Origin of the sequence: Halalkalibacter flavus (assembly GCF_036663575.1) — a bacterium.
Lineage (GTDB): Bacteria > Bacillota > Bacilli > Bacillales > Bacillaceae_D > Halalkalibacter > Halalkalibacter flavus.
In genome coordinates, this window is record NZ_JAWRVK010000060.1 from 1 (window position 1) to 18,900 (window position 18,900).

Sequence of the window (18,900 nt, forward strand, 5' to 3'; positions counted from 1 at the left end):
CGCTCATAAAAGGCTTAAAAGATTACGGCGGCTTCGCTCATCGCTTCGGTTTCATAAAAAGGGAAGATCGCCCTTTTTATGAAACCTCTATCATCACGGCGTCTCCCTGGCCTCCGCCGCTGCAGATGGCTGCGATTCCGAGGCCGCCGCCTCTTCTTTTTAGTTCATAGGCTAGCGTTAAAATGATACGGGTGCCACTTGCGCCGATTGGGTGGCCAAGAGCGATTGCTCCTCCATTTACATTGATTTTGCTAGGATCAACCTCAGCAATTTGCTTGCTTGCTAAAGCGACGGCAGCAAAGGCTTCGTTGATTTCAAAAAGGTCGATGTCTTCTACTTTTTTGTTCGTTTTTTCAAGAAGTTTCTTAATAACTAAACCTGGGGTTTTCGGGAAGTTTTCGGGTTCAATTGCCAGTGCGGTATGAGCAATGATTGTTGCTAAAGGCTTGAGTCCTGCTTCTGTTGCTTTTGCTTCAGACATGAGAAGCAGTGCGGCAGCGCCGTCATTTACTCCAGGGGCATTCCCTGAGGTGATTGTTCCGGCTTTGCCAAAGACAGGTTTTAATTTCGCTAATGAGTCTAGCGATGTATCAATACGTGGTGCTTCGTCTTTTTCTATAAATAGAGGGGCTCCTGATCGTTGCGGTACTTCTACTCCGACGATTTCATCTGTCAGTTTTCCAGACTCGATTGCCGCGACTGCTTTTTTATGACTTTCATACGCCCATTCGTCCTGTTGTTTTCTTGAAATGCCTAACTCACTAGCGACTGCATTACCGTACGTGCCCATATGAACGTCGCGGAATGAACAGGTTAGGCCATCATGAACTAAGCCATCAATGACCTGACCATTGCCCATTCGCTGCCCCCATCTCGCATTTGGAAGATAGTACGGAGCGTTGCTCATTGACTCCATTCCACCAGCAACAACGACATCCGCATCTCCTAAACGAATAAGCTGATCAGCCATTGTTACACTCCGCATGCCAGATGCGCACACTTTGTTGATCGTTTCTGTCTTAACCGACCAAGGAAGACCAGCATGGTGAGCAGCTTGACGTGAAGGAATTTGGCCAAGGCCTGCTTGCAGAACATTTCCCATTATGAGTTGATCGACTTGTTCTTTTCGCCAATTGGCACGGCTTAACGCCTTTTTAATTGCCTGACCACCTAATTCACTTGCACTTAACGCACTAAGGGCCCCACCGTATTTGGCAAACGGAGTTCTTGCTCCACTAACAATGACTGTCTTCATTCGTTTTCCTCCTCCTTCTTTCTGAGCGAACGCTCACTCAATTTTTATTGAAAGGCTGTTTTCGCATACTTTGTTGTTATTATGGGGTTTGCGTCTCCACATGTTCGTTCCATTGCGCTCCAGCCACTCGCACCCGCAAGGAGGTGTCGAGTGACTTCCGCTCCATTTCACTACGAGAAAACACATTTCTTCACAGCAACAATCTTCACGAAAACAGCTTATTAAAAAGAGAGGAAGCCTACATAGGCTCCTTTCTTTTTTTGTTTACATTACTTTTATGAAAGCCCTTTCTTTTTTATTCTATTGTACAGCTTCATTTTCCTTCTGGATAAGCGATCTTTCTAGGATTTCTACTAAGTCGAGGGTTTGAATGTCTTCTTCAACTTCTTTCGCTTTTGTGCCGTCACTTAACATTGTTAAGCAATATGGACAGCCGCTTCCAATTACAGATGGTTCTACCTCAAGCGCTTGCTCGGTGCGTGCGACATTGACACGTTGGCCTGTATCTTCTTCCATCCACATCATTCCGCCTCCAGCCCCACAGCACATACCATCCTGGCGATTTCGTTTCATTACAACGATCTCAACACCTGGAATCGCTTTTAAAATGTCACGAGGCGGTTCGTACACCTCGTTGTAACGTCCTAGATAACAGGAATCATGGTAAACGACTTTTTCCTTCACTTCATACTTCGGCAAAATCCTACCATCTTTGATCAGCTCTGCTAGAAGTTCTGTATGGTGATATACCTCGACTCCTTCTAGACCAAATTCTGGATACTCATTTTTAAATGTATTGTATGCATGTGGATCAATCGTGACAATCTTTTTGACGTTATGTTTTTGGAACAAATCAATATTTGCCGCTGCTAGCTCTTGGAATAAAAATTCATTCCCTAATCGTCTTGGGGTATCACCAGAGTTCTTTTCTTTGTTCCCAATGATTGCAAACGTTACTCCTGCTTCATTCATTACTTTTGCAAATGATTGAGCAATTTTTTGACTGCGTTTATCGTAAGAACCCATCGATCCAGCGAAGAAAAGAAATTCAAATTCTTCTCCTGCCTGCTCCATCTCTTTTACTGTTGGCACATGAATGTCGTCTCGCCCCGTGCGCCAGTTTTCACGCTCTTTGCGGCTAATTCCCCACGGATTGCCTTGACGCTCAATATTTGTCATTGCGCGCTGTGCATCTGCATCCATTTTTCCTTCAGTTAATACGAGATACCGACGCATATCGATTATTTTATCGACGTGTTCATTCATAACGGGGCACTGATCTTCACAGTTTCGGCATGTCGTACAGGCCCAAATTTCCTCTTCTGTAATGATATCTCCAATGAGATTAACGGAATACCCTGCTGCTACTTCCTTGCTGCCAGACCCTTGCATAGCTAGCTGGTTTGCTTTTGTATTAGAAAAAACAAATTCTGGTAACCATGCTGATTTTGACGTAACTGCGGCACCTTTTTCAGTTAGATGGTCACGCATTTTTACGATTAAATCCATCGGTGAAAGCATCTTGCCGGTTCCCGTTGCTGGGCACATATTCGTACAGCGCCCGCACTCGACACAGGCGTACAAGTCGACGAGTTGTTTTTGGTTAAAGTCTTCAATTTTATTCACACCGAATACTTCTTGGCTCTCATCTTCAAAGTTAATAGAAGCTAACTGTCCAACTTTATGAGTCCGCCCTAAGAACACATTAACAGGACCAGCCATTAAATGCGCATGCTTGGATTGCGGTACGTAAACGAGAAATGTAAGTAGAAACAATAAATGCATCCACCAAAAAACAAAGAAGAGCCCACTTGCTATAGTTGATGGTAAAAAGCCAAATACAGCTGCAATTCCCGATGCAATCGGCTCAAAACCGCTTAATGACTTTTCAAGCCAGATGATTTCCATTCCTTTTGCCAAAAGCTTTGACGTCATCAAACCGCCGATAAATATGAGGACAAGTCCCGCTTTCCAACCTCGCTTTAGGCGCCCTAATTTTTCAATATAACGGCGATGGAATGCCCAAACAACAGCAACTAATATCATAAATACAATGATTTCTTGGAAGAAAGTAAAGACTGGATACAGCGGTCCTAGAGGCAAATGCGAGCCTATCGCTAGTCCTTTCCAGATTAAATCTATTGCCCCGAGCTGAACCATTAAAAATCCGTAAAAAAACATTAAATGAATGATGCCGCTTTTCTTATCTTTTAATAGCTTCTTTTGCCCAAAAACATTCACCCAAACCGCATGTAGACGTTCCTTCATCGAATGATCGAACTCTGCTTTTTTTCCGAGATTGATGTATTCATACCTCGTTTTGACAAGCGTTACGAATAAATAGACGGCATAAGTCGTTACGAGTATGAATAATATCCAATTAACCCATGTTAGCGCTTCCACGATTGAGCATCCCCCTTCATTCTTCCTTTTTTAAAATACTCATAGGCACATTTATAAAACGATTATATCACGACTTGAATGAATGGTCATTCATTTTTTGTAATCTTTTTCTCATGAACTTCCTCATTTCCGCACATGCTAAAATCAGAACTCTAAGCAAAGTGCGACTTGCTAAACGCTCTTGTAGAAAGAAGGTTATGCGATGAATGGATGGGTTATTACTGCTTTAATTATAATTGCTGTTTTCATATGGTTGAGAGTCGATTTTGTACTCGGACTACGCCAGCAACGAAAAGAAGCCACTCGACATGTTCAGAAAACACGTTACGGTAATGTAACTTTTTTACCTACAGGTGATGAATTTTATAGAAAATTGTTTGCCGATATTGAGCAAGCAACTGACCATGTGCATTTACTCTTTTATATCATCAGAGATGATCATATTAGCGGTAAGATGTTGAAGATAATTGAAGGGAAAGCAAAAGAAGGTGTAGATGTCAGGCTGTTGGTTGACAAAATCGGCTGTGACATCAAGAAGAAACATTTAAAACAGTTAAAGAAGGCTGGGGTTCAGTTTGCATATTCTCACCCTGTATCCTTCCCTTATTTCTTTTTTACTTTTAATCGGAGAAACCACCGAAAATTAGCGATTATGGACGGCAAGGTTGGTTATATTGGTGGATACAATATTGGGGATGAGTATTTAGGGAGAGATCCTAAATTTGGTCCTTGGCGTGATTTCCATTTACGTATTGATGGAGATGGAGTCCAAGATTTACAGGGTCAATTTTTACAGGACTGGCAAACAGCGAAGCAAAAACATATGGAGAGACCGTCTCATTATCCTACATTAAAAGAAGGGTCTATTCCACTTAGGATATTGCCAACCGATGGGGTTTATTTAGAGGAAACATTCATCGATTTAATCAGCCAAGCGAAAGAAACGATCGTAATTGGTACTCCTTACTATATTCCTGGCGAGCCATTGCAGAGAGAATTAATGGCTGCGGCCAAACGAGGAGTTGATGTGAAGCTCATCGTTCCGAAAAAAGGCGATCACCCTCTTGTAAAGGAAGCTGCATTTCCTTACTTTAAGCCGCTACTTGAATCAGGAATTAATGTGTATCAATATTACCGGGGGTTCTTCCATGCAAAAGCGGTTGTTATTGATAACCAAGTGTGTGACATCGGAACAGCAAATTTTGACAAGCGGAGCTTTCACATTAACCATGAGATTAATTGCTTGATTTATGATGCAGAATTTATTCAACATGTATTAAAAGAAATGGAGCATGACATTCAGGTCTCTGAACGCCTGACACTCGAAGCATACAAGAAAAGACCCCTTACCCAAAGAGGCAAAGAACAAGTCGCCAAACTCGTGTCCGGCCTGCTTTAGGAGGAAATCTACCATTGAGGGGTCAGACCCCTCTTTATCCCTTCACAGCGTTAGTGGTGTACCGAGGGGTCTGACCCCTAATGCATATCAGCAAAAAATGGACCCTTAGATGAGTGGTCCATTTTAGTGTGTTTGTGCGAGTTGTTTTCGTTTGATCCAGCTGTCGATAATGGAGTTACATTGGTCTGGACGCCTTGTTGGTACTTGGTGGGCCACTCCGCTTACAAGGACCACATCGACATCTTTTAATTCTTTAAAGAACGTTAATGAGTACAAAGGAGATACCGCATCTAACTTTCCGTAGATTAACAGAACAGGAACGGTTATCTGTTTCAGCCTATCCGTTGAAACATAGTCTCTTCCTTGTTCATAAATACGTTGCAACGTTGGAGCGTCACCACGCTTAATAAAAAATGCCATTTTTTGTTGCTCAATTTTTGAACGGAAATGAACTTTTGGCAAGACAAAGGAAAACATATTAAGTAACTCATTTTTCGCAGCCCATATGCCAAGGTTAAATTCCTTTTCAAGCAAAAACGACGCCACTTCTGGGAAACCGCTAATAATAATGACCCCTCTAGTTAATTCCGGATACAAAAGCGCAAACTCTTGGGCTGTCGATCCCCCGTTTGAATATCCGCAAACAATAACAGGATCAAGTCCCAACTTCACAACTAAAGAATAAGCAATCTCAGCAAAATCGGTAACTGACGTTTTTACCGACCGTTTTGAGCTTCTGCCACTATCGGTCAAATCGATGAAAATAAGCTGATAGTTTTCAGCGAGAGCACGCTGATATTCAAACGTTTCAATCCCCATAACAGGTGGATGAAAAAAGAGAATCGGCGTTCCCTCTCCATGAACTTCATAATAAAAATGAGCTTCGTTTGATTTCAAATATGGCAAATGACCTGCCTCCTTTTCTCCTTATGATTGAATAAATGGAAGAAGCCAGTGGAAAAGTTTATACCCTAAGTAAACACCGACGATTCCCATGACACCTGCTAGTGCTGGTGGCGCTGGAATCGGCAATTTAATTAGTGCAAAGAAAAAACCAACAACTAAACCCGCTATAAGAGCAAGGATTACTTCTTGCATGAATATCCCTTCTTTCTATCTTTACTATGCGTGAAAAGCCTCGCATTATTCTTCAGCATGAGGCATTACCAAATAATCTCTATCATAAACCAAGCAATTAAAATGAGCTGTATCATAAATTTGGCAAAGGTGCTGCTTAAAAAAGCAATCAAAGAAGCAACTGCGACTTTACATGCATGCTGCCCATTTTTACTTGATGAGAACTCCGTAATAAAGACGAGGAGAAACGGCACGAGTATAAGGCCAAATGGCGGATAAATAAAGGAGCCAATAATGACACCCACCGCAGCCATTCTCTCTCCCCATTTTGATCCACCATATTTTTTTACAAAATATTGACTGGCAATTATATCAGCACAAAGAATGATGACTGTTAACAAACCCGCACCAATCCAAAACCAAATGGAAAGTGACCCAAGCATAAACGCATAAAGGAGAAATCCACCCCATAACACAAGAACAGAGGGAATGATCGGAAAAATAAGACCAACAAAACTTAAAACAAACAAGGCAATAATAAAAATCCAAATAAGAATGCTCATACTCCACCTCCAAGCTTCCATGTCTTAATTAGACAGTTACCTTTTATTATTCAGTTTGATCTTCTGTTCAGTAAATATATCAGCTATTTTTAATTTTTATCAGCTTTATCCAAGCAATATGCTCTTCCTCCAACTTGAGAAAGAGCATGAAAAGCACTTGGAATGAGTCCAAGTGCTTTCACATTACATTTTTTCTGGAGCTTCTACCCCTACTAATGCAAGGGCATTTTTAATCGTTACTTGTGTTGCTTTCATTAGAGCTAAACGAGCATTTGATGCTTCCTTTTGCTCTGGATCAATGACTCGTTCTGCATTGTAGAAGCTGTGAAGCGTTGACGCCAAGTCATGAACATAGTTTGTAATACGGTGCGGAATTTGCTTTTCAGCTGCTTCAGCAACAATGGCTGGGAAGTCCCCAATTGCTTTTAACAAATCGTATGCTTTTTCAGATGAAAGAACAGATAGATCTGTTCTTTCATCAAATGTAAAGCCTTGCTCACTTCCTTGACGCAGCATGCTACATACACGCGCATGAGCGTACTGTACGTAGTAAACAGGATTTTCGTTTGATTTTGAAACAGCTAAGTCCATATCAAAATCTAACTGTGTATCAGAGCTGCGCATTGCGAAGAAGTAACGCGTCGCATCAATTCCAACCTCTTCCATCAAGTCACGAAGCGTAACAGCCTTTCCTGTACGCTTACTCATTTTCACTTTTTCTCCACCTTGGAATAAGCTCACCATCTGGATAATTTGCACATCCAATTGTTCTGGTGCATATCCAAGCGCTTGAATAGCCGCTCTCATACGAGGAATATAGCCGTGGTGGTCGGCTCCCCAAATGTTGATCAACTTTTCAAAGCCGCGGTTCATTTTATCTTGGTGATATGCAATATCTGGTGTTAAATACGTGTAGCTTCCGTCATTTTTAATTAATACGCGGTCTTTGTCATCACCGTATGTTGTCGAACGGAACCAAGTTGCTCCATCCTCTTCATACGTTTCCCCTTTTTCCGCTAAGACGTTTAATGTTTCGGTTACTTTTTCAGTTTCATATAATGATGTTTCGGAGAACCAGTTGTCAAATTCAACGCGGTATTCCTTTAAATCAACTTTGATTTTTTCTAATTCTTTTTCAAGGCCGTATTGACGTAAAAATGTGTGACGCTCCTCTTCTGACACATTCACATACTTATCGCCGTATTCATCAGCTAAAGCTTTTCCGAATTCAATAATGTCCTGCCCATGATAGCCATCTTCCGGCATCGGCTTATCTTGACCTAACGCTTGGTAGTAACGTGCTTCTAGTGAGAGTGTCAGATTATGAATTTGATTTCCTGCATCATTAATGTAGTATTCACGCTCTACATCATAGCCCGCTTTTGCTAATACATTACATAGCGCGTCCCCAACAGCCGCTCCACGAGCATGTCCAAGATGTAGCGTTCCTGTAGGATTTGCAGAAACAAATTCGACTTGAATTCGTTTTCCACCACCTACATTTGTTTCCCCGTACGCATCGCCAGCTTTTAGTACAGTAGGAACGACGTCGCGTAAGTAGCTATTATCCATGAAAAAGTTAATAAAACCCGGTCCAGCAATTTCCACTTTTTCAACAGATGCACGCTCATTATTCAGCTTAGCAACAAGTTCTTCTGCAATCATACGAGGTGCTTTCTTTGCCACTCGTGCTAGCTGCATTGCCATATTCGTTGCATAATCACCGTGTGCTTTTTCCTTTGGTGTTTCTAGGACAACCTCAGGAATTTCTTCTGCGCTCGCTAGCCCTGCTTCCTGTACTGCAGCAACGATTTCCTCTTTCAATTTTTGTTTAATTTGTTCTACACTATTCATTTCGTTGTATCCTCCTCTAATGTCAACCGTACTTGGTGGGTTCCCGTCTCCTGACCTTGTAAGGCAAATTTATATGTAAGTTGAATGCGACCACGGCTCTTACCCGATGGCCATTGAACGAGCAGCTTATCTGTTGTCGCTGTTGTTTCCCATGAGGCATCTGGGGTGACATAACGTCCGAGCGTTTCTTCTCCTACGATAAAGCCTTGTCGCATCAGAATTGAGCCTTGCCTAATGAGCATAAGCTCTCTGCCATCCCATTTCATCGTTGTTTGCACAGATTCTGTTTCTGACAATGTTTCTTGAAAGCGCAAGTAATCCTGACTTCCTTTATGAAACAGCTCCCCCCGAGTTGTAAACTCATAGGAATCCGTATGATCACCATGGTTAATTTTCGTTTGAAATCGCATTTTTAATGAACGTTTTGTTGGTTTATTCATCCTTAGCTCGCACACCTCTCTATCATTCAAGTTTAGCGAGTTTACTACCGACATGCAAGACGGAAGTCAATGTCTCGAATTCGGGGTCTGACCCCGCTTTATTTTTGTAACGTAGTAAAGAGGGGTCTGACCCCACTTTACCTCTTCACAGCGGTAATGGTATACCGAGGGGTCTGACCCCCACATGACCACGCGTGCTCCACATGCTATGCAAAAAGAGCAACCCATTCTGGTTGCTCTTTCATGGTGTTCGTTTGCTTTTATTTGACTAAATCTCCGACAAACTTCGGTAGAGAGAAGGCAGCTTTGTGCAAATCCTTCGTGTAGTATTTCGTTTCAATGTCATGGAAGCGGCTGTCCTTTACTTCTAGTGGATCGTACTTTTTCGATGCAATTGTAAACGTCCACAAACCGCTTGGATATGTTGGAATGTTGGCCGTATACAAACGGGTAATCGGGAAGATTTCTTTTACATCTCTAAATACCTTTGTAATGAGTTCACTATGGAACCAAGGATTGTCCGTTTGTGCAACAAATATACCGTCCTCTTTTAACGCTTTTGAGATTCCTTCGTAGAACCCTTTTTCAAACAACTTCACAGCTGGTCCAACTGGCTCGGTAGAATCGACCATAATGACATCATACTCATTCTCTGACTTAGCAATATGCATGAATCCATCATCCACTTGAACATCGACACGAGAATCATCAAGTGCTCCTGCGATTGTTGGTAAGTATTTTTTCGAGTACTCAATAACCTTGCCGTCAATTTCTACAAGTGTCGCCTTCTCAACGGATGGATGCTTGAGGATCTCACGGATGACTCCACCATCTCCTCCTCCTACTACTAATACATTTTTCGGATTTGGGTGTGTGAACAATGGAACATGTGCAACCATTTCATGATAAACAAACTCGTCCTTCTCGGTTGTCATAACCATACCATCAAGAACGAGCATATTGCCGAATTCTTCAGTTTCAATCATATCAAGCTTTTGAAAATCAGTTTGTTCTGTATGGTGAGTTTGCTTAATTTTTGCTGTGATCCCAAAGTGCTCTGTTTGTTTCTCTGTATACCATAATTCCATTTGTGTCACCTCATAAATTCCTAACTTAATCATTTATAGGTTCTTCCATTTATGTACGTTCTACTCATACCAAATGAAAGTATAAAGCAACGGACAAAAAAAGCAAGGGTAATTTATCCATTTTTTCATGTTTAAAAAAGGTGCTTTTTACCAATGATGAATAGATAGGCGAACAGCATAACAAAGGCATTTGTTCGCAACTTGCCATTATAAAAAAATCATACTAAGAACGGGGTGACGTAATGGAAGTCGTCATTGACCGACGAGTACGCCGAAGAAGGCGCTTAGTCCGTTTATTTTTTCGTCTTTTATTAATATGTTTAGTTCTGGCAGCAGGGGCCGCTGTCTCTCTTCTATCGTATACAAAAATGCAAGGTCCCCCTCCATTAAACGTGTCGCAAACAACTGTTTTTTATGGAGCCGACAATTCACCTATAGGTCAGCACCATCAAGGTGAAAACCGACATTGGGTCGGATTATCATCTATTGACAATGATATTATTAACGCAACGATTTCGATTGAGGATAGACGCTTTTATAATCACCTTGGATTTGACCTTACCCGGATCGGGGGCGCAGTCGTTGCGAACCTTCGTTCAAGGTCTATGGCTCAAGGAGCAAGCACCCTCACGCAACAATACGCGAGAAATCTCTATTTAAGCCATGATAAAACATGGGTACGAAAATGGAACGAACTGCTGTATTCACTCCGGCTAGAAATGAACTATGATAAAGATCAAATTCTAGAAGGGTACTTAAATACCGTTTATTATGGGCACGGAGCTTACGGGGTCGAAGCTGCGTCTCATCATTATTTTGGGAAGTCAGCAAATGATCTCACTCTAGCAGAGGCAAGTATGTTATCTGGTATTCCAAAAGGGCCTAGCTATTATTCACCTTTAATCGACTTTGATCGAGCAAAACGACGCCAAGCAGTCGTACTGCAGTCGATGGTCGACAATGGTGTATTAACTCAAGTGGAAGCAGATGAAGCCCATGCTGAGCCTTTGAATTTCATTCACGATGAGCTTGATAATACATCAACAGTCGGACCTTATTTCCAAGCCGCTGTTGAAAAAATCTTAATTCAAGACGTCGGCATCGATCCAGCTTTACTGGAGGCAGGTGGACTTAAAGTGTATACAACACTTGATCCTGATATGCAAAAAGAAGCTGAGTATTGGGTTCGGCGCGAAATGCCTGACTCCGAACTACAAACAGCCCTTGTTGCCATGGATCCTCAGACGGGTGATGTAAAAGCACTTGTCGGAGGAAAAAATTATGTTGAGAGCCCGTTTAACCGCGCAATCGATGCGAGAAGACACCCGGGTTCATCGTTTAAACCGTTTCTCTACTATGCAGCACTTGAAAATGGATTTACACCTGCCTCAACCCTCATGAGTGAGGAAACGACGTTTGAGATTAATGGCGGGCAGCCTTGGTCACCTAGTAACTTTAATGATAACTATGCCGAGGATTTTATTACGCTGCTTCAGGCGATGGCTTTTTCAGATAATATATACGCTGTGAAAACCCATCTATATTTAGGAACGGATAAAGCTGGGGAGCTTGCCCACCGTGTTGGGATCGAAAGTCCATTAGGCGAGGGCGCAGCGTTAGCGCTTGGTGCTTCGGATGTCGGGATAGCCGAAATGGCGAGAGCCTACAGTGCTTTTGCAAATGGTGGGAAAAAGGTAGAGCCTCGTTTCATTAAGAAAGTCGTTGACCGAGAAGGCGAAGTTCTCTATGAATCAGAGCCGCATCTTGAGCAAGTTCTTGACCCGAAGCTAGCTTTTATTATTACAGATCTCATGAAAGGGATGTTCGATCCGTATTTAAATGCACATACATCTGTTACAGGGCGCTCTGTTTCCCATTTAATCAACCGCCCAGTAGCAGGTAAGTCTGGTTCTACGAGTCGAGATAGCTGGATGGTTGGCTATACACCACAGCTCGTTACAAGTGTCTGGGTCGGCTACGATAGTGGAACAAATTTGAATCAAGCAACAGATGGGCAATACGCGAAAAAGATTTGGGCTAATTTTACTGAACATGCCCTAAACGATCAGGAAGCAGTTGACTTCCCGATTCCTGATGGTGTCGTCGGGGTGGAAATGAACCCACTAAACGGACTGCTTGCAACAGAGGACTGTCCTACACATCGTGTCACATACTTTGTCGAAGGGACCGAACCGACAAAGGAATGTCCAAAACCAGCTTCTGATGGCGAAGAAGTCGAAGCAATTGATGAGGAGTCTCACGAAAAGGAACGCTTTATTGATCGATTTTTTAGATGGTTCGGTCATTAAAAAAACAAGCTGCTCGTAATTTCGAGCAGCTTGTTTTATCTCATTTCATATCATAATAATCTTGCACAGATACTTGCTTAAACCCACATGATTGATACAAACGAAGTGCATGCTCATTTTCAGGAACCACTTCAAGAAAGATCTTCTGCCCCTTTTCAGCCTCTTCTAACACAGCTTGAATGAGAGCCCCTCGACCAAATCCTTTTCCCTGCTCCTTAGGTACAACAGCCAAGCCATAAATCCAGCTCTCGTCATCTTCAACATGCCAGCGTAATTTTCCAACCATACTGCCATCATGTTCAATGATTACACTCCCTGCTATGCCGACATGCTCATACATTAACGCTGCTTCCCTTTTTTCCATATGAAAACAATCCGCATCTAAATCTATGATAAATTCCAAGTCACCTTTCTCCGCTGACCTAATCGAAACCTGACTATCCTTTTGTACAAGATCCTTTTTTTCCCATGCCATTTGGTACTCTGAAAATGAATAGCTGCCAACCTGTTCCGCAAACGCCTTTCCGCTATTTGATTGAGTCGGCGTATTTAACAAGATTGTGTGATATGTTCGAGTTTCTAATTCCTTCAGTGCTTCTGTTAGTAAATTGCGAAAAATCCCTTGCCTACGTTTGTTTGGATGAACCATTCCACAGATCTCAGCTTTATTCCCAAAGCTGTAGATTGCCAGAAAGCCTATTAGCTCCTCACCCTCATAATGAAAAAAGTCATTCTTCTCCTCTGCTTTCCTCATTTGAAGCAAATCCCAATTTAATTTCAGTTCAATTCCATCCTCTAGCTCACAAAGCTGTTGCAGCTTTTTAATCTCAGTTAAAGCGCTTTCTATAAGCATCGCGGCATCTCCTTACACTTCTTTTTCTTTAAGAATACGCCGATAATATGAAAAGGCGCAAGGGGTGTCCAGTCCCTTGCGCCTTTTCGTGTCCTAGTATAAATGTGCTGTTTATACTTCTCTCAGTTTACTCGTAATAATGGAAAAGCTCAAGAGTCGCATTCAGTGTTCAAAAATCTTTCATAGTTATTTGAATTTAGGGGTTTACAATTGAGTGATTTTCTTTCTCTAAACCTCTAATGCATCATGCAGCTCTTTCCCTGAGTTTACCCACATTTGTTCGTTATGATTCTTTAAAAATTCAGCAAGAATTTTCTTCGATTTCTCGTCCATGTCATCAACGAGAATTTTTCCTTTTAATGATTTATCCATCTTATTTACGTGCTCAGGCAAGCTCTTATAGCCACGTCTAATTTCAGTATCAACTGTCATTTCGCAACCAGCTACACCCGCGTAATACGGTTTTCCTTCTTTATAATTAATCGTCACCCATACAAGCCAGTACAGCTTGCCATTTGGTACTTTCTCCTTATCAGGAAGAAATTTAATACGCTTTTCAACAGCCGAACGAGCATGTAACGCACCCATATCGACAAACGCTTCTCCTTCTGTTGGATCAACAAATACAGGTGACACGTTATCTAAGTTCAATGTTCCGGCTCCGTATCCACCATGGCCGTCTGTTGAGTCATTGTTTAAAATATTAAACCCACTGCTTTTCTTCTTTTTCAGGTTATCATTATTTAGTAAGTCCACTTTGACACCTTCCTTTCACTGCCTTTGTTCAAATTTTACACAAAACTACCCGCTATATGCTAGTGTAAAGTAATATTCATTTGTGCATACGTGTTGTTTTCTACCTAAGATCAGGCGCTTTATTATATCTACCACTTTGCTCTTTACTTACTTTTTCGGAAAACTTGCTAATAAAAAACTCACCCAAAAAGAGTGAGCTGGATCTATATTAATGACTGAGTGTTCGCAACGCCTCAATAAATTCATAAGCTTGTTCAATGTCTTCCTCAGTGTAGTTCGATTTCTTTTTTAGCGTAAAAACTTTCTCTTTCACTTCATCCCGAGGGAGTTCTTCAAAATACAAGAGCGTTGAAACGAGCTCTAAGAAACGTGAGCTTTGGTCGTTTAGTTTCCCAATAAGCTCCTCTGTCTGCGGCAAATCAAATTGATATAATTTCAAAAACTTCTGCCCTTCCTCTGAAAGAGCATAGCGATATTGATAGTAGTTGCCCTTATCCTCTTTGTTCTCTAAAAGGAAGCCTAAGTTACACAGCTCTTCCATCCGCAAGCTTAGTTCTTCTGAATAAGGTCCAAACATATGAAATTTAAATCGCTCTGAAAATGGCACGTCCATCTTTTTCGCGATATAAATCATCTTTTGCAGCTTCTTCCGTCCAACAACCTCACCAGCTTGCAAAAAAAGTGCCATCACATTTGCATGATCCTTCAGCAAAGTCTGTTCCCCCTTTATACGTTCAATAAATCTCGAATCTTCTTTTTCACTTCTTTATGTTCACGCTCATCCTCTAAGTAATCAAGCGGAAAGTAGAGCTTGTGATCGGTACGCTTCTTTCCAGATATCGCTTCAACAACTTCTGATTCCCGCGACAGTTCGCGTAATTTCCCGTTTGGCATAATTAAATGAATCGGCAGGCGCTCTTCTTCCTCACCAGGTCGGTAAAAGTCATACGGGAGGTCAGAGGATGAATCAACAACTAAATAGTAGTCAGGATTCAAATCAGCTTGACGGAACAAATCTTGCAGCACAGGCCAATCATTCATGCGCAAATTTGGATTAAATTCGACATACTTAAATAATTTTCTATTACAGAATCTTACACAAAGATCGCTTAAAATGCGATCCTCTTCTTCTTGCCAAATTTGAAAATAATAGAGAGTTATCGCCTCATCTAACCGTAAATAATCGTCCAAGCTCCCTTTTCCATCAAAAAAGGAATAAAAATGATGCGGCTTATGCTTAAACTCATAACCTTGTTCGTAAAGTTCCTTTGCACGCCAAAAAATTTTGCTTAAGATCACTTCTCCGCTCCGTGTGACCGGGTGGAAATACACTTGCCAATACATTTGGTAACGGCTCATGATGTAATCTTCTACCGCATGCATCCCGCTTTGCTTAATTGCGACTTGGTCTTCCATCGGACGCATCACTCGCAAAATTCGCTCCATGTCAAAATGGCCATAGCTCACCCCTGTGTAGTACGCATCGCGTTGCAGGTAATCCATTCGATCGGCATCAATTTGACTTGAAATAATGCTTGTTACGAGCTTGTTTGAATACGTTTTTTCGATGACATCTGCAACTGCCTGTGGGAAATCAGGATTTACATTAGAAAGCACTTCATTCACTTCGGTGTCTCCTAAAATAATTTGTCTTGTCCAATCCTCATGATCGGTATCAAATACCTTTTCAAAAGAATGGGAAAAAGGCCCATGCCCGACATCATGCAAAAGCGCTGCTGAAAGCGTGAGGAGACGCTCATTTTCATTCCAATGTGGCCGGCCACAAAACACATCAAGGATCCGTTTTGTAATCTCATACACCCCTAGCGAATGGTTAAAGCGCGTATGCTCAGCTCCGTGAAACGTCATATATGTCGTACCTAGCTGCCTAACACGACGCAAACGCTGAAATTCCTTCGTGCCAATTAAAGCCCAAATCAACTCATCCCGCACATGGATGTACCTATGTACTGGGTCTTTAAATACTTTCTCTTCTTCCAATTGACCGTAATAAGGTTTTGTCATATCCGTTCCTCTCGACTTTCGGTAATAGTACCTCCATTATAAAGGAAGAACGATCTCATGTCAGGAGGGGTCTGACCCCTCGCCCTCCACAACACATAAAAAAATCCCAGTTTCTGTTTAACTGGGATTTATTTTTTTAGCTTTTTCATGACTTTTTCAATGAGCTGATCTTCATCTGGTGCTGCGACCGGACGATTGTTCACAAATGCAAACGACTTTTTTCTCCCTGGCCCACAATATGATTGACATTTTATATCGATTGTTGCTTCTGCATCAACTTTTTTCAAACGTGGGATAAGTGTTTTAATGTTGGTCGCTTGGCATTCATCACAAATACGAAATTCATTTGCCATTTTACCTGACCCCTTCTATTGCTAGTATCTATATGTTCAACGGAATGATCTCTTTTTAAACCATGAACTAGTATACCATAAGATTCTATAGAAGCAATTGGTTATTACCTTTAGCAAAATGTGTAAGGGGTACCATGCTATATTACAGCTTAAAAGAATGGCTCTCCTTCTTTTTTATCCCTATCAGAAAACCCATGCTATAATAGAGGATATTTAATGAAATTATAGGAGCTTCGCCCATGACTATATCTATCCCAACTATTTCTAATACTTGGCGTTTTTTAGACCATAGCACATTCGGTCCTACCTTTGATGCGCTTCAATCTTTTGCCTATGATGATACGCTTTGTTCATTTATCGGGCAGCAGCAAGGACTTCCTTCTGTTCGATCGTGGGTTCACCATCAAACGATCGTCCTCGGCATCCAAGATAGCCGCTTGCCGGATATAGATTCAGGACGTACGTATTTAGAATCAAAAGGCTATCGCGTCATTGTTCGAAATTCTGGTGGTCTAGCTGTTGTCTTAGATGATGGCGTGTTAAACCTCTCCCTTATTCTAAAGGAAAAAAAGGGTTTCTCTATAGATGCTGGCTATGAGTTGATGTACGACCTTATTAAAAAAATGTTTGCCTCCTTTCATGTGCAAATTGATGCTTATGAGATCGTTGGCTCCTATTGTCCAGGTAGCTTTGACTTAAGTATTGGTGGGAAAAAATTTGCTGGAATATCACAGCGGCGTATTCGTGGAGGCATCGCTGTTCAAATTTATTTATGTGTCACAGGCAGTGGCAGCGAACGTGCAAAGGTAATTGAACAGTTTTATGAGAAATCGGTAAATGGCAAGGAAACCAAGTTTACCTATCCTATTATAAAGCCAGAAACGATGGCTTCCTTAAACGAGCTTCTCAAGCAGCAATTTACCATTTCAGACATTATGACACTCCTGCTTCGTACGATGCAAAGTGAAGGGGTAAAGATTTCGGTTCAGTCCTTCTCAGCTGAAGAACAAAGTCTATTTTTGGAGAATTATGATCGAGTACTGGCTCGTAATGAGAAAGCGTTGAACCGTTAAAGGGGTTGTCTCAAAAGGTCTATTTTTGAGACAACCCTTTTTTTGTATGTAAACACTACATTTCGCTAAAAAACTACATTTTTCGCAAAAAAAGGCCAGCAAAGCCAGCCTTTCCATCATCTACTTATATTCTTAGCTCATTACCTTCTGATTAATCGCCTGCATCGCTGTAATTAGTGAAAGTTTATATACATCAGATGCGTTACATCCACGTGACAGGTCATTTACTGGTTTGTTTAACCCTTGAAGGATTGGGCCGATTGCATCGTATCCACCTAGACGTTGCGCAATTTTGTACCCTAGGTTTCCTGACTCAAGACTTGGGAAAATGAAAACATTCGCTTGACCTTGAAGTGGTGACTCTGGTGCTTTCTTTTGTGCAACTGCTGGAACAAATGCTGCATCAAATTGGAACTCACCATCAATGACTAAATCTGGTCTAGTTTTTTGTGCAAGTTTTGTTGCTTCAGACACTTTCTTTGTTTCAATGGAAGACGCTGATCCTTTTGTTGAGAAGCTTAGCATTGCAACTTTTGGATCTAACCCGAAAACTTTGGCTGTTTCCGCTGTCGCAATTGCAATTTCAGCTAACTCTTCACTGTTTGGAGCAATGTTGATCGCACAGTCACCGAAGACAAACTTTTGCTCTTCTTTTACCATGACGAATACTCCTGATGTACGCTTAATACCTGGCTGAGTCTTAATGATTTGTAGTGCCGGACGTACCGTATCACCTGTTGAGTGTGCAGCTCCACTTACTAAGCCGTCAGCTTTGCCTAGGTACACAAGCATTGTTCCGAAGTAGTTTACATCAAGTAGTAACTGGCGTGCTGACTCTTCAGTTTCTTTGCCCTTACGACGCTCAACAAATGCCGCAACCATTTCATCCATTCCATCATAATTATGAGGGTCTAAAATTGTTACATCGTCTCCAAGTGCAATACGGTTCTCAATTGCCTTTGCTCGTACCTCTGAAACATTACCAACAAGAATTGGTTTTACAACTTTATCCTTTGCCAAATTTGCTGCAGCTTCTAAAATTCGTTCATCCGTACCTTCTGGCAACACAATGATTGGATTGTGTCTTTCCACTTGTGCTTTTATTTCTGAAAAAAGATTACTCACTATTGATTCCTCCTAAAAAAACTACGCTCTCTTCATTATATGATAAGGATACTCCTCTTGCATGCAAAAAGGAACCATATTTGTCAAGTTCATTAAAGTGTTAATTTTTTCAAAAATTAATATGTTTTCGCTTACACACTTACTACATTAGTATTTTTCGTCATTTCTAACATTACCTTTAGGATGACCAAAGGATTCTTTGCTTATGTGTCGAATAGATATTACCAGAAAGTGAATAGCTATTCATTTTAGCACAGCGGTAATATGTCAACACCCTAAAACTAGAAAATTGGAAATTGATTTAACTACAATCAAAAAAATCCCTAA

Annotated in this window: 17 protein-coding genes; 3 read left to right on the top strand and 14 right to left on the bottom strand. The window is 41.4% G+C overall.

Annotation, left to right across the window (positions count from 1 at the left end; genetic code table 11):
• Positions 1 to 76: 76 nt before the first annotated feature.
• Together SAY88_RS22800 and SAY88_RS22805 are read right to left on the bottom strand one after the other, a co-directional pair.
• Positions 77 to 1,255 (bottom strand): acetyl-CoA C-acetyltransferase, encoded by a 1,179-nt coding sequence (locus tag SAY88_RS22800; RefSeq protein WP_332634594.1) that lies wholly within the window; start codon positions 1,253 to 1,255, stop codon positions 77 to 79.
• A gap of 300 nt (positions 1,256 to 1,555) precedes the next feature.
• Complete coding sequence (locus SAY88_RS22805; RefSeq protein WP_332634596.1) at positions 1,556 to 3,658, bottom strand: (Fe-S)-binding protein; 2,103 nt, start codon at positions 3,656 to 3,658, stop codon at positions 1,556 to 1,558.
• A 202-nt stretch (positions 3,659 to 3,860) separates the two neighbouring features.
• On the opposite strand from SAY88_RS22805, the gene cls reads away from it, so the two are divergent.
• Complete coding sequence (gene cls, locus SAY88_RS22810; protein WP_332634598.1) at positions 3,861 to 5,057, top strand: cardiolipin synthase; 1,197 nt, start codon at positions 3,861 to 3,863, stop codon at positions 5,055 to 5,057.
• Positions 5,058 to 5,180: 123 nt separating this feature from the next.
• Here the strand turns inward: cls and SAY88_RS22815 are convergent, their stop codons facing one another.
• From SAY88_RS22815 to speE, 6 genes are all read right to left on the bottom strand, one after another.
• Positions 5,181 to 5,963: an alpha/beta fold hydrolase gene (locus tag SAY88_RS22815; protein ID WP_332634600.1), complete on the bottom strand. Its 783-nt coding sequence runs from the start codon at positions 5,961 to 5,963 to the stop codon at positions 5,181 to 5,183.
• A 21-nt stretch (positions 5,964 to 5,984) separates the two neighbouring features.
• Positions 5,985 to 6,155, bottom strand: a complete 171-nt coding sequence (locus tag SAY88_RS22820) for a XapX domain-containing protein (RefSeq protein ID WP_034631895.1) — start codon at positions 6,153 to 6,155, stop codon at positions 5,985 to 5,987.
• Between the two features lie 65 nt (positions 6,156 to 6,220).
• A complete protein-coding gene (locus tag SAY88_RS22825; RefSeq protein ID WP_332634601.1) occupies positions 6,221 to 6,697 on the bottom strand; it encodes a DUF456 domain-containing protein in 477 nt (158 codons plus the stop codon).
• A gap of 183 nt (positions 6,698 to 6,880) precedes the next feature.
• A complete protein-coding gene (gene argS, locus SAY88_RS22830) occupies positions 6,881 to 8,551 on the bottom strand; it encodes an arginine--tRNA ligase (RefSeq protein WP_332634602.1) in 1,671 nt (556 codons plus the stop codon).
• Positions 8,548 to 8,991, bottom strand: coding sequence for a YwiB family protein (locus tag SAY88_RS22835; protein ID WP_250096484.1), 444 nt, complete (start codon positions 8,989 to 8,991; stop codon positions 8,548 to 8,550). The genes argS and SAY88_RS22835 overlap by 4 nt, the downstream gene beginning before the upstream one ends.
• Positions 8,992 to 9,251: 260 nt before the next feature.
• Positions 9,252 to 10,079, bottom strand: coding sequence for a spermidine synthase (speE, locus tag SAY88_RS22840; RefSeq protein WP_332634603.1), 828 nt, complete (start codon positions 10,077 to 10,079; stop codon positions 9,252 to 9,254).
• Between the two features lie 242 nt (positions 10,080 to 10,321).
• Here speE and SAY88_RS22845 point away from each other — a divergent pair, with 242 nt between their 5' ends.
• The gene (locus SAY88_RS22845; RefSeq protein ID WP_332634605.1) at positions 10,322 to 12,388 is read left to right on the top strand and encodes a transglycosylase domain-containing protein; all 2,067 of its coding nucleotides are present in this window, start codon (positions 10,322 to 10,324) and stop codon (positions 12,386 to 12,388) included.
• A 40-nt stretch (positions 12,389 to 12,428) separates the two neighbouring features.
• On the opposite strand, the gene SAY88_RS22850 is transcribed toward SAY88_RS22845, so the two are convergent.
• From SAY88_RS22850 to SAY88_RS22870, 5 genes are all read right to left on the bottom strand, one after another.
• Positions 12,429 to 13,241: a GNAT family N-acetyltransferase gene (locus tag SAY88_RS22850; protein WP_332634606.1), complete on the bottom strand. Its 813-nt coding sequence runs from the start codon at positions 13,239 to 13,241 to the stop codon at positions 12,429 to 12,431.
• A 228-nt stretch (positions 13,242 to 13,469) separates the two neighbouring features.
• Entirely contained in the window at positions 13,470 to 13,997 is a 528-nt protein-coding gene (locus tag SAY88_RS22855) for a YwhD family protein (protein WP_332634608.1), read from the bottom strand.
• A gap of 208 nt (positions 13,998 to 14,205) precedes the next feature.
• Positions 14,206 to 14,709: a YwgA family protein gene (locus tag SAY88_RS22860; RefSeq protein WP_332634609.1), complete on the bottom strand. Its 504-nt coding sequence runs from the start codon at positions 14,707 to 14,709 to the stop codon at positions 14,206 to 14,208.
• A 14-nt stretch (positions 14,710 to 14,723) separates the two neighbouring features.
• A complete protein-coding gene (locus SAY88_RS22865; RefSeq protein ID WP_332634610.1) occupies positions 14,724 to 16,022 on the bottom strand; it encodes an HD domain-containing protein in 1,299 nt (432 codons plus the stop codon).
• 128 nt (positions 16,023 to 16,150) lie between these two features.
• A complete protein-coding gene (locus tag SAY88_RS22870) occupies positions 16,151 to 16,375 on the bottom strand; it encodes a YuzB family protein (protein WP_034631914.1) in 225 nt (74 codons plus the stop codon).
• A gap of 239 nt (positions 16,376 to 16,614) precedes the next feature.
• Between SAY88_RS22870 and lipL the strand changes: the two genes are divergently transcribed.
• On the top strand, positions 16,615 to 17,448 hold the full coding sequence (lipL, locus tag SAY88_RS22875) for an octanoyl-[GcvH]:protein N-octanoyltransferase (protein ID WP_332634612.1): 834 nt from the start codon (positions 16,615 to 16,617) through the stop codon (positions 17,446 to 17,448).
• 132 nt (positions 17,449 to 17,580) lie between these two features.
• Here the strand turns inward: lipL and pta are convergent, their stop codons facing one another.
• A complete protein-coding gene (gene pta / locus SAY88_RS22880) occupies positions 17,581 to 18,573 on the bottom strand; it encodes a phosphate acetyltransferase (protein ID WP_332634613.1) in 993 nt (330 codons plus the stop codon).
• Positions 18,574 to 18,900 lie beyond the last annotated feature (327 nt).

Bases quoted from the DNA above. Each gene is read 5' to 3' on its own strand.
- argS (WP_332634602.1), bottom strand. From the start codon at position 8,551: ATGAATAGTGTAGAACAAATTAAACAAAAATTGAAAGAGGAAATCGTT.
- SAY88_RS22865 (WP_332634610.1), bottom strand. From the start codon at position 16,022: ATGACAAAACCTTATTACGGTCAATTGGAAGAAGAGAAAGTATTTAAA.
- speE (WP_332634603.1), bottom strand. From the start codon at position 10,079: ATGGAATTATGGTATACAGAGAAACAAACAGAGCACTTTGGGATCACA.
- SAY88_RS22820 (WP_034631895.1), bottom strand. From the start codon at position 6,155: ATGCAAGAAGTAATCCTTGCTCTTATAGCGGGTTTAGTTGTTGGTTTT.
- SAY88_RS22850 (WP_332634606.1), bottom strand. From the start codon at position 13,241: ATGCTTATAGAAAGCGCTTTAACTGAGATTAAAAAGCTGCAACAGCTT.
- cls (WP_332634598.1), top strand. From the start codon at position 3,861: ATGAATGGATGGGTTATTACTGCTTTAATTATAATTGCTGTTTTCATA.
- SAY88_RS22870 (WP_034631914.1), bottom strand. From the start codon at position 16,375: ATGGCAAATGAATTTCGTATTTGTGATGAATGCCAAGCGACCAACATT.
- SAY88_RS22825 (WP_332634601.1), bottom strand. From the start codon at position 6,697: ATGAGCATTCTTATTTGGATTTTTATTATTGCCTTGTTTGTTTTAAGT.
- SAY88_RS22845 (WP_332634605.1), top strand. From the start codon at position 10,322: ATGGAAGTCGTCATTGACCGACGAGTACGCCGAAGAAGGCGCTTAGTC.
- lipL (WP_332634612.1), top strand. From the start codon at position 16,615: ATGACTATATCTATCCCAACTATTTCTAATACTTGGCGTTTTTTAGAC.
- SAY88_RS22835 (WP_250096484.1), bottom strand. From the start codon at position 8,991: ATGAATAAACCAACAAAACGTTCATTAAAAATGCGATTTCAAACGAAA.
- SAY88_RS22800 (WP_332634594.1), bottom strand. From the start codon at position 1,255: ATGAAGACAGTCATTGTTAGTGGAGCAAGAACTCCGTTTGCCAAATAC.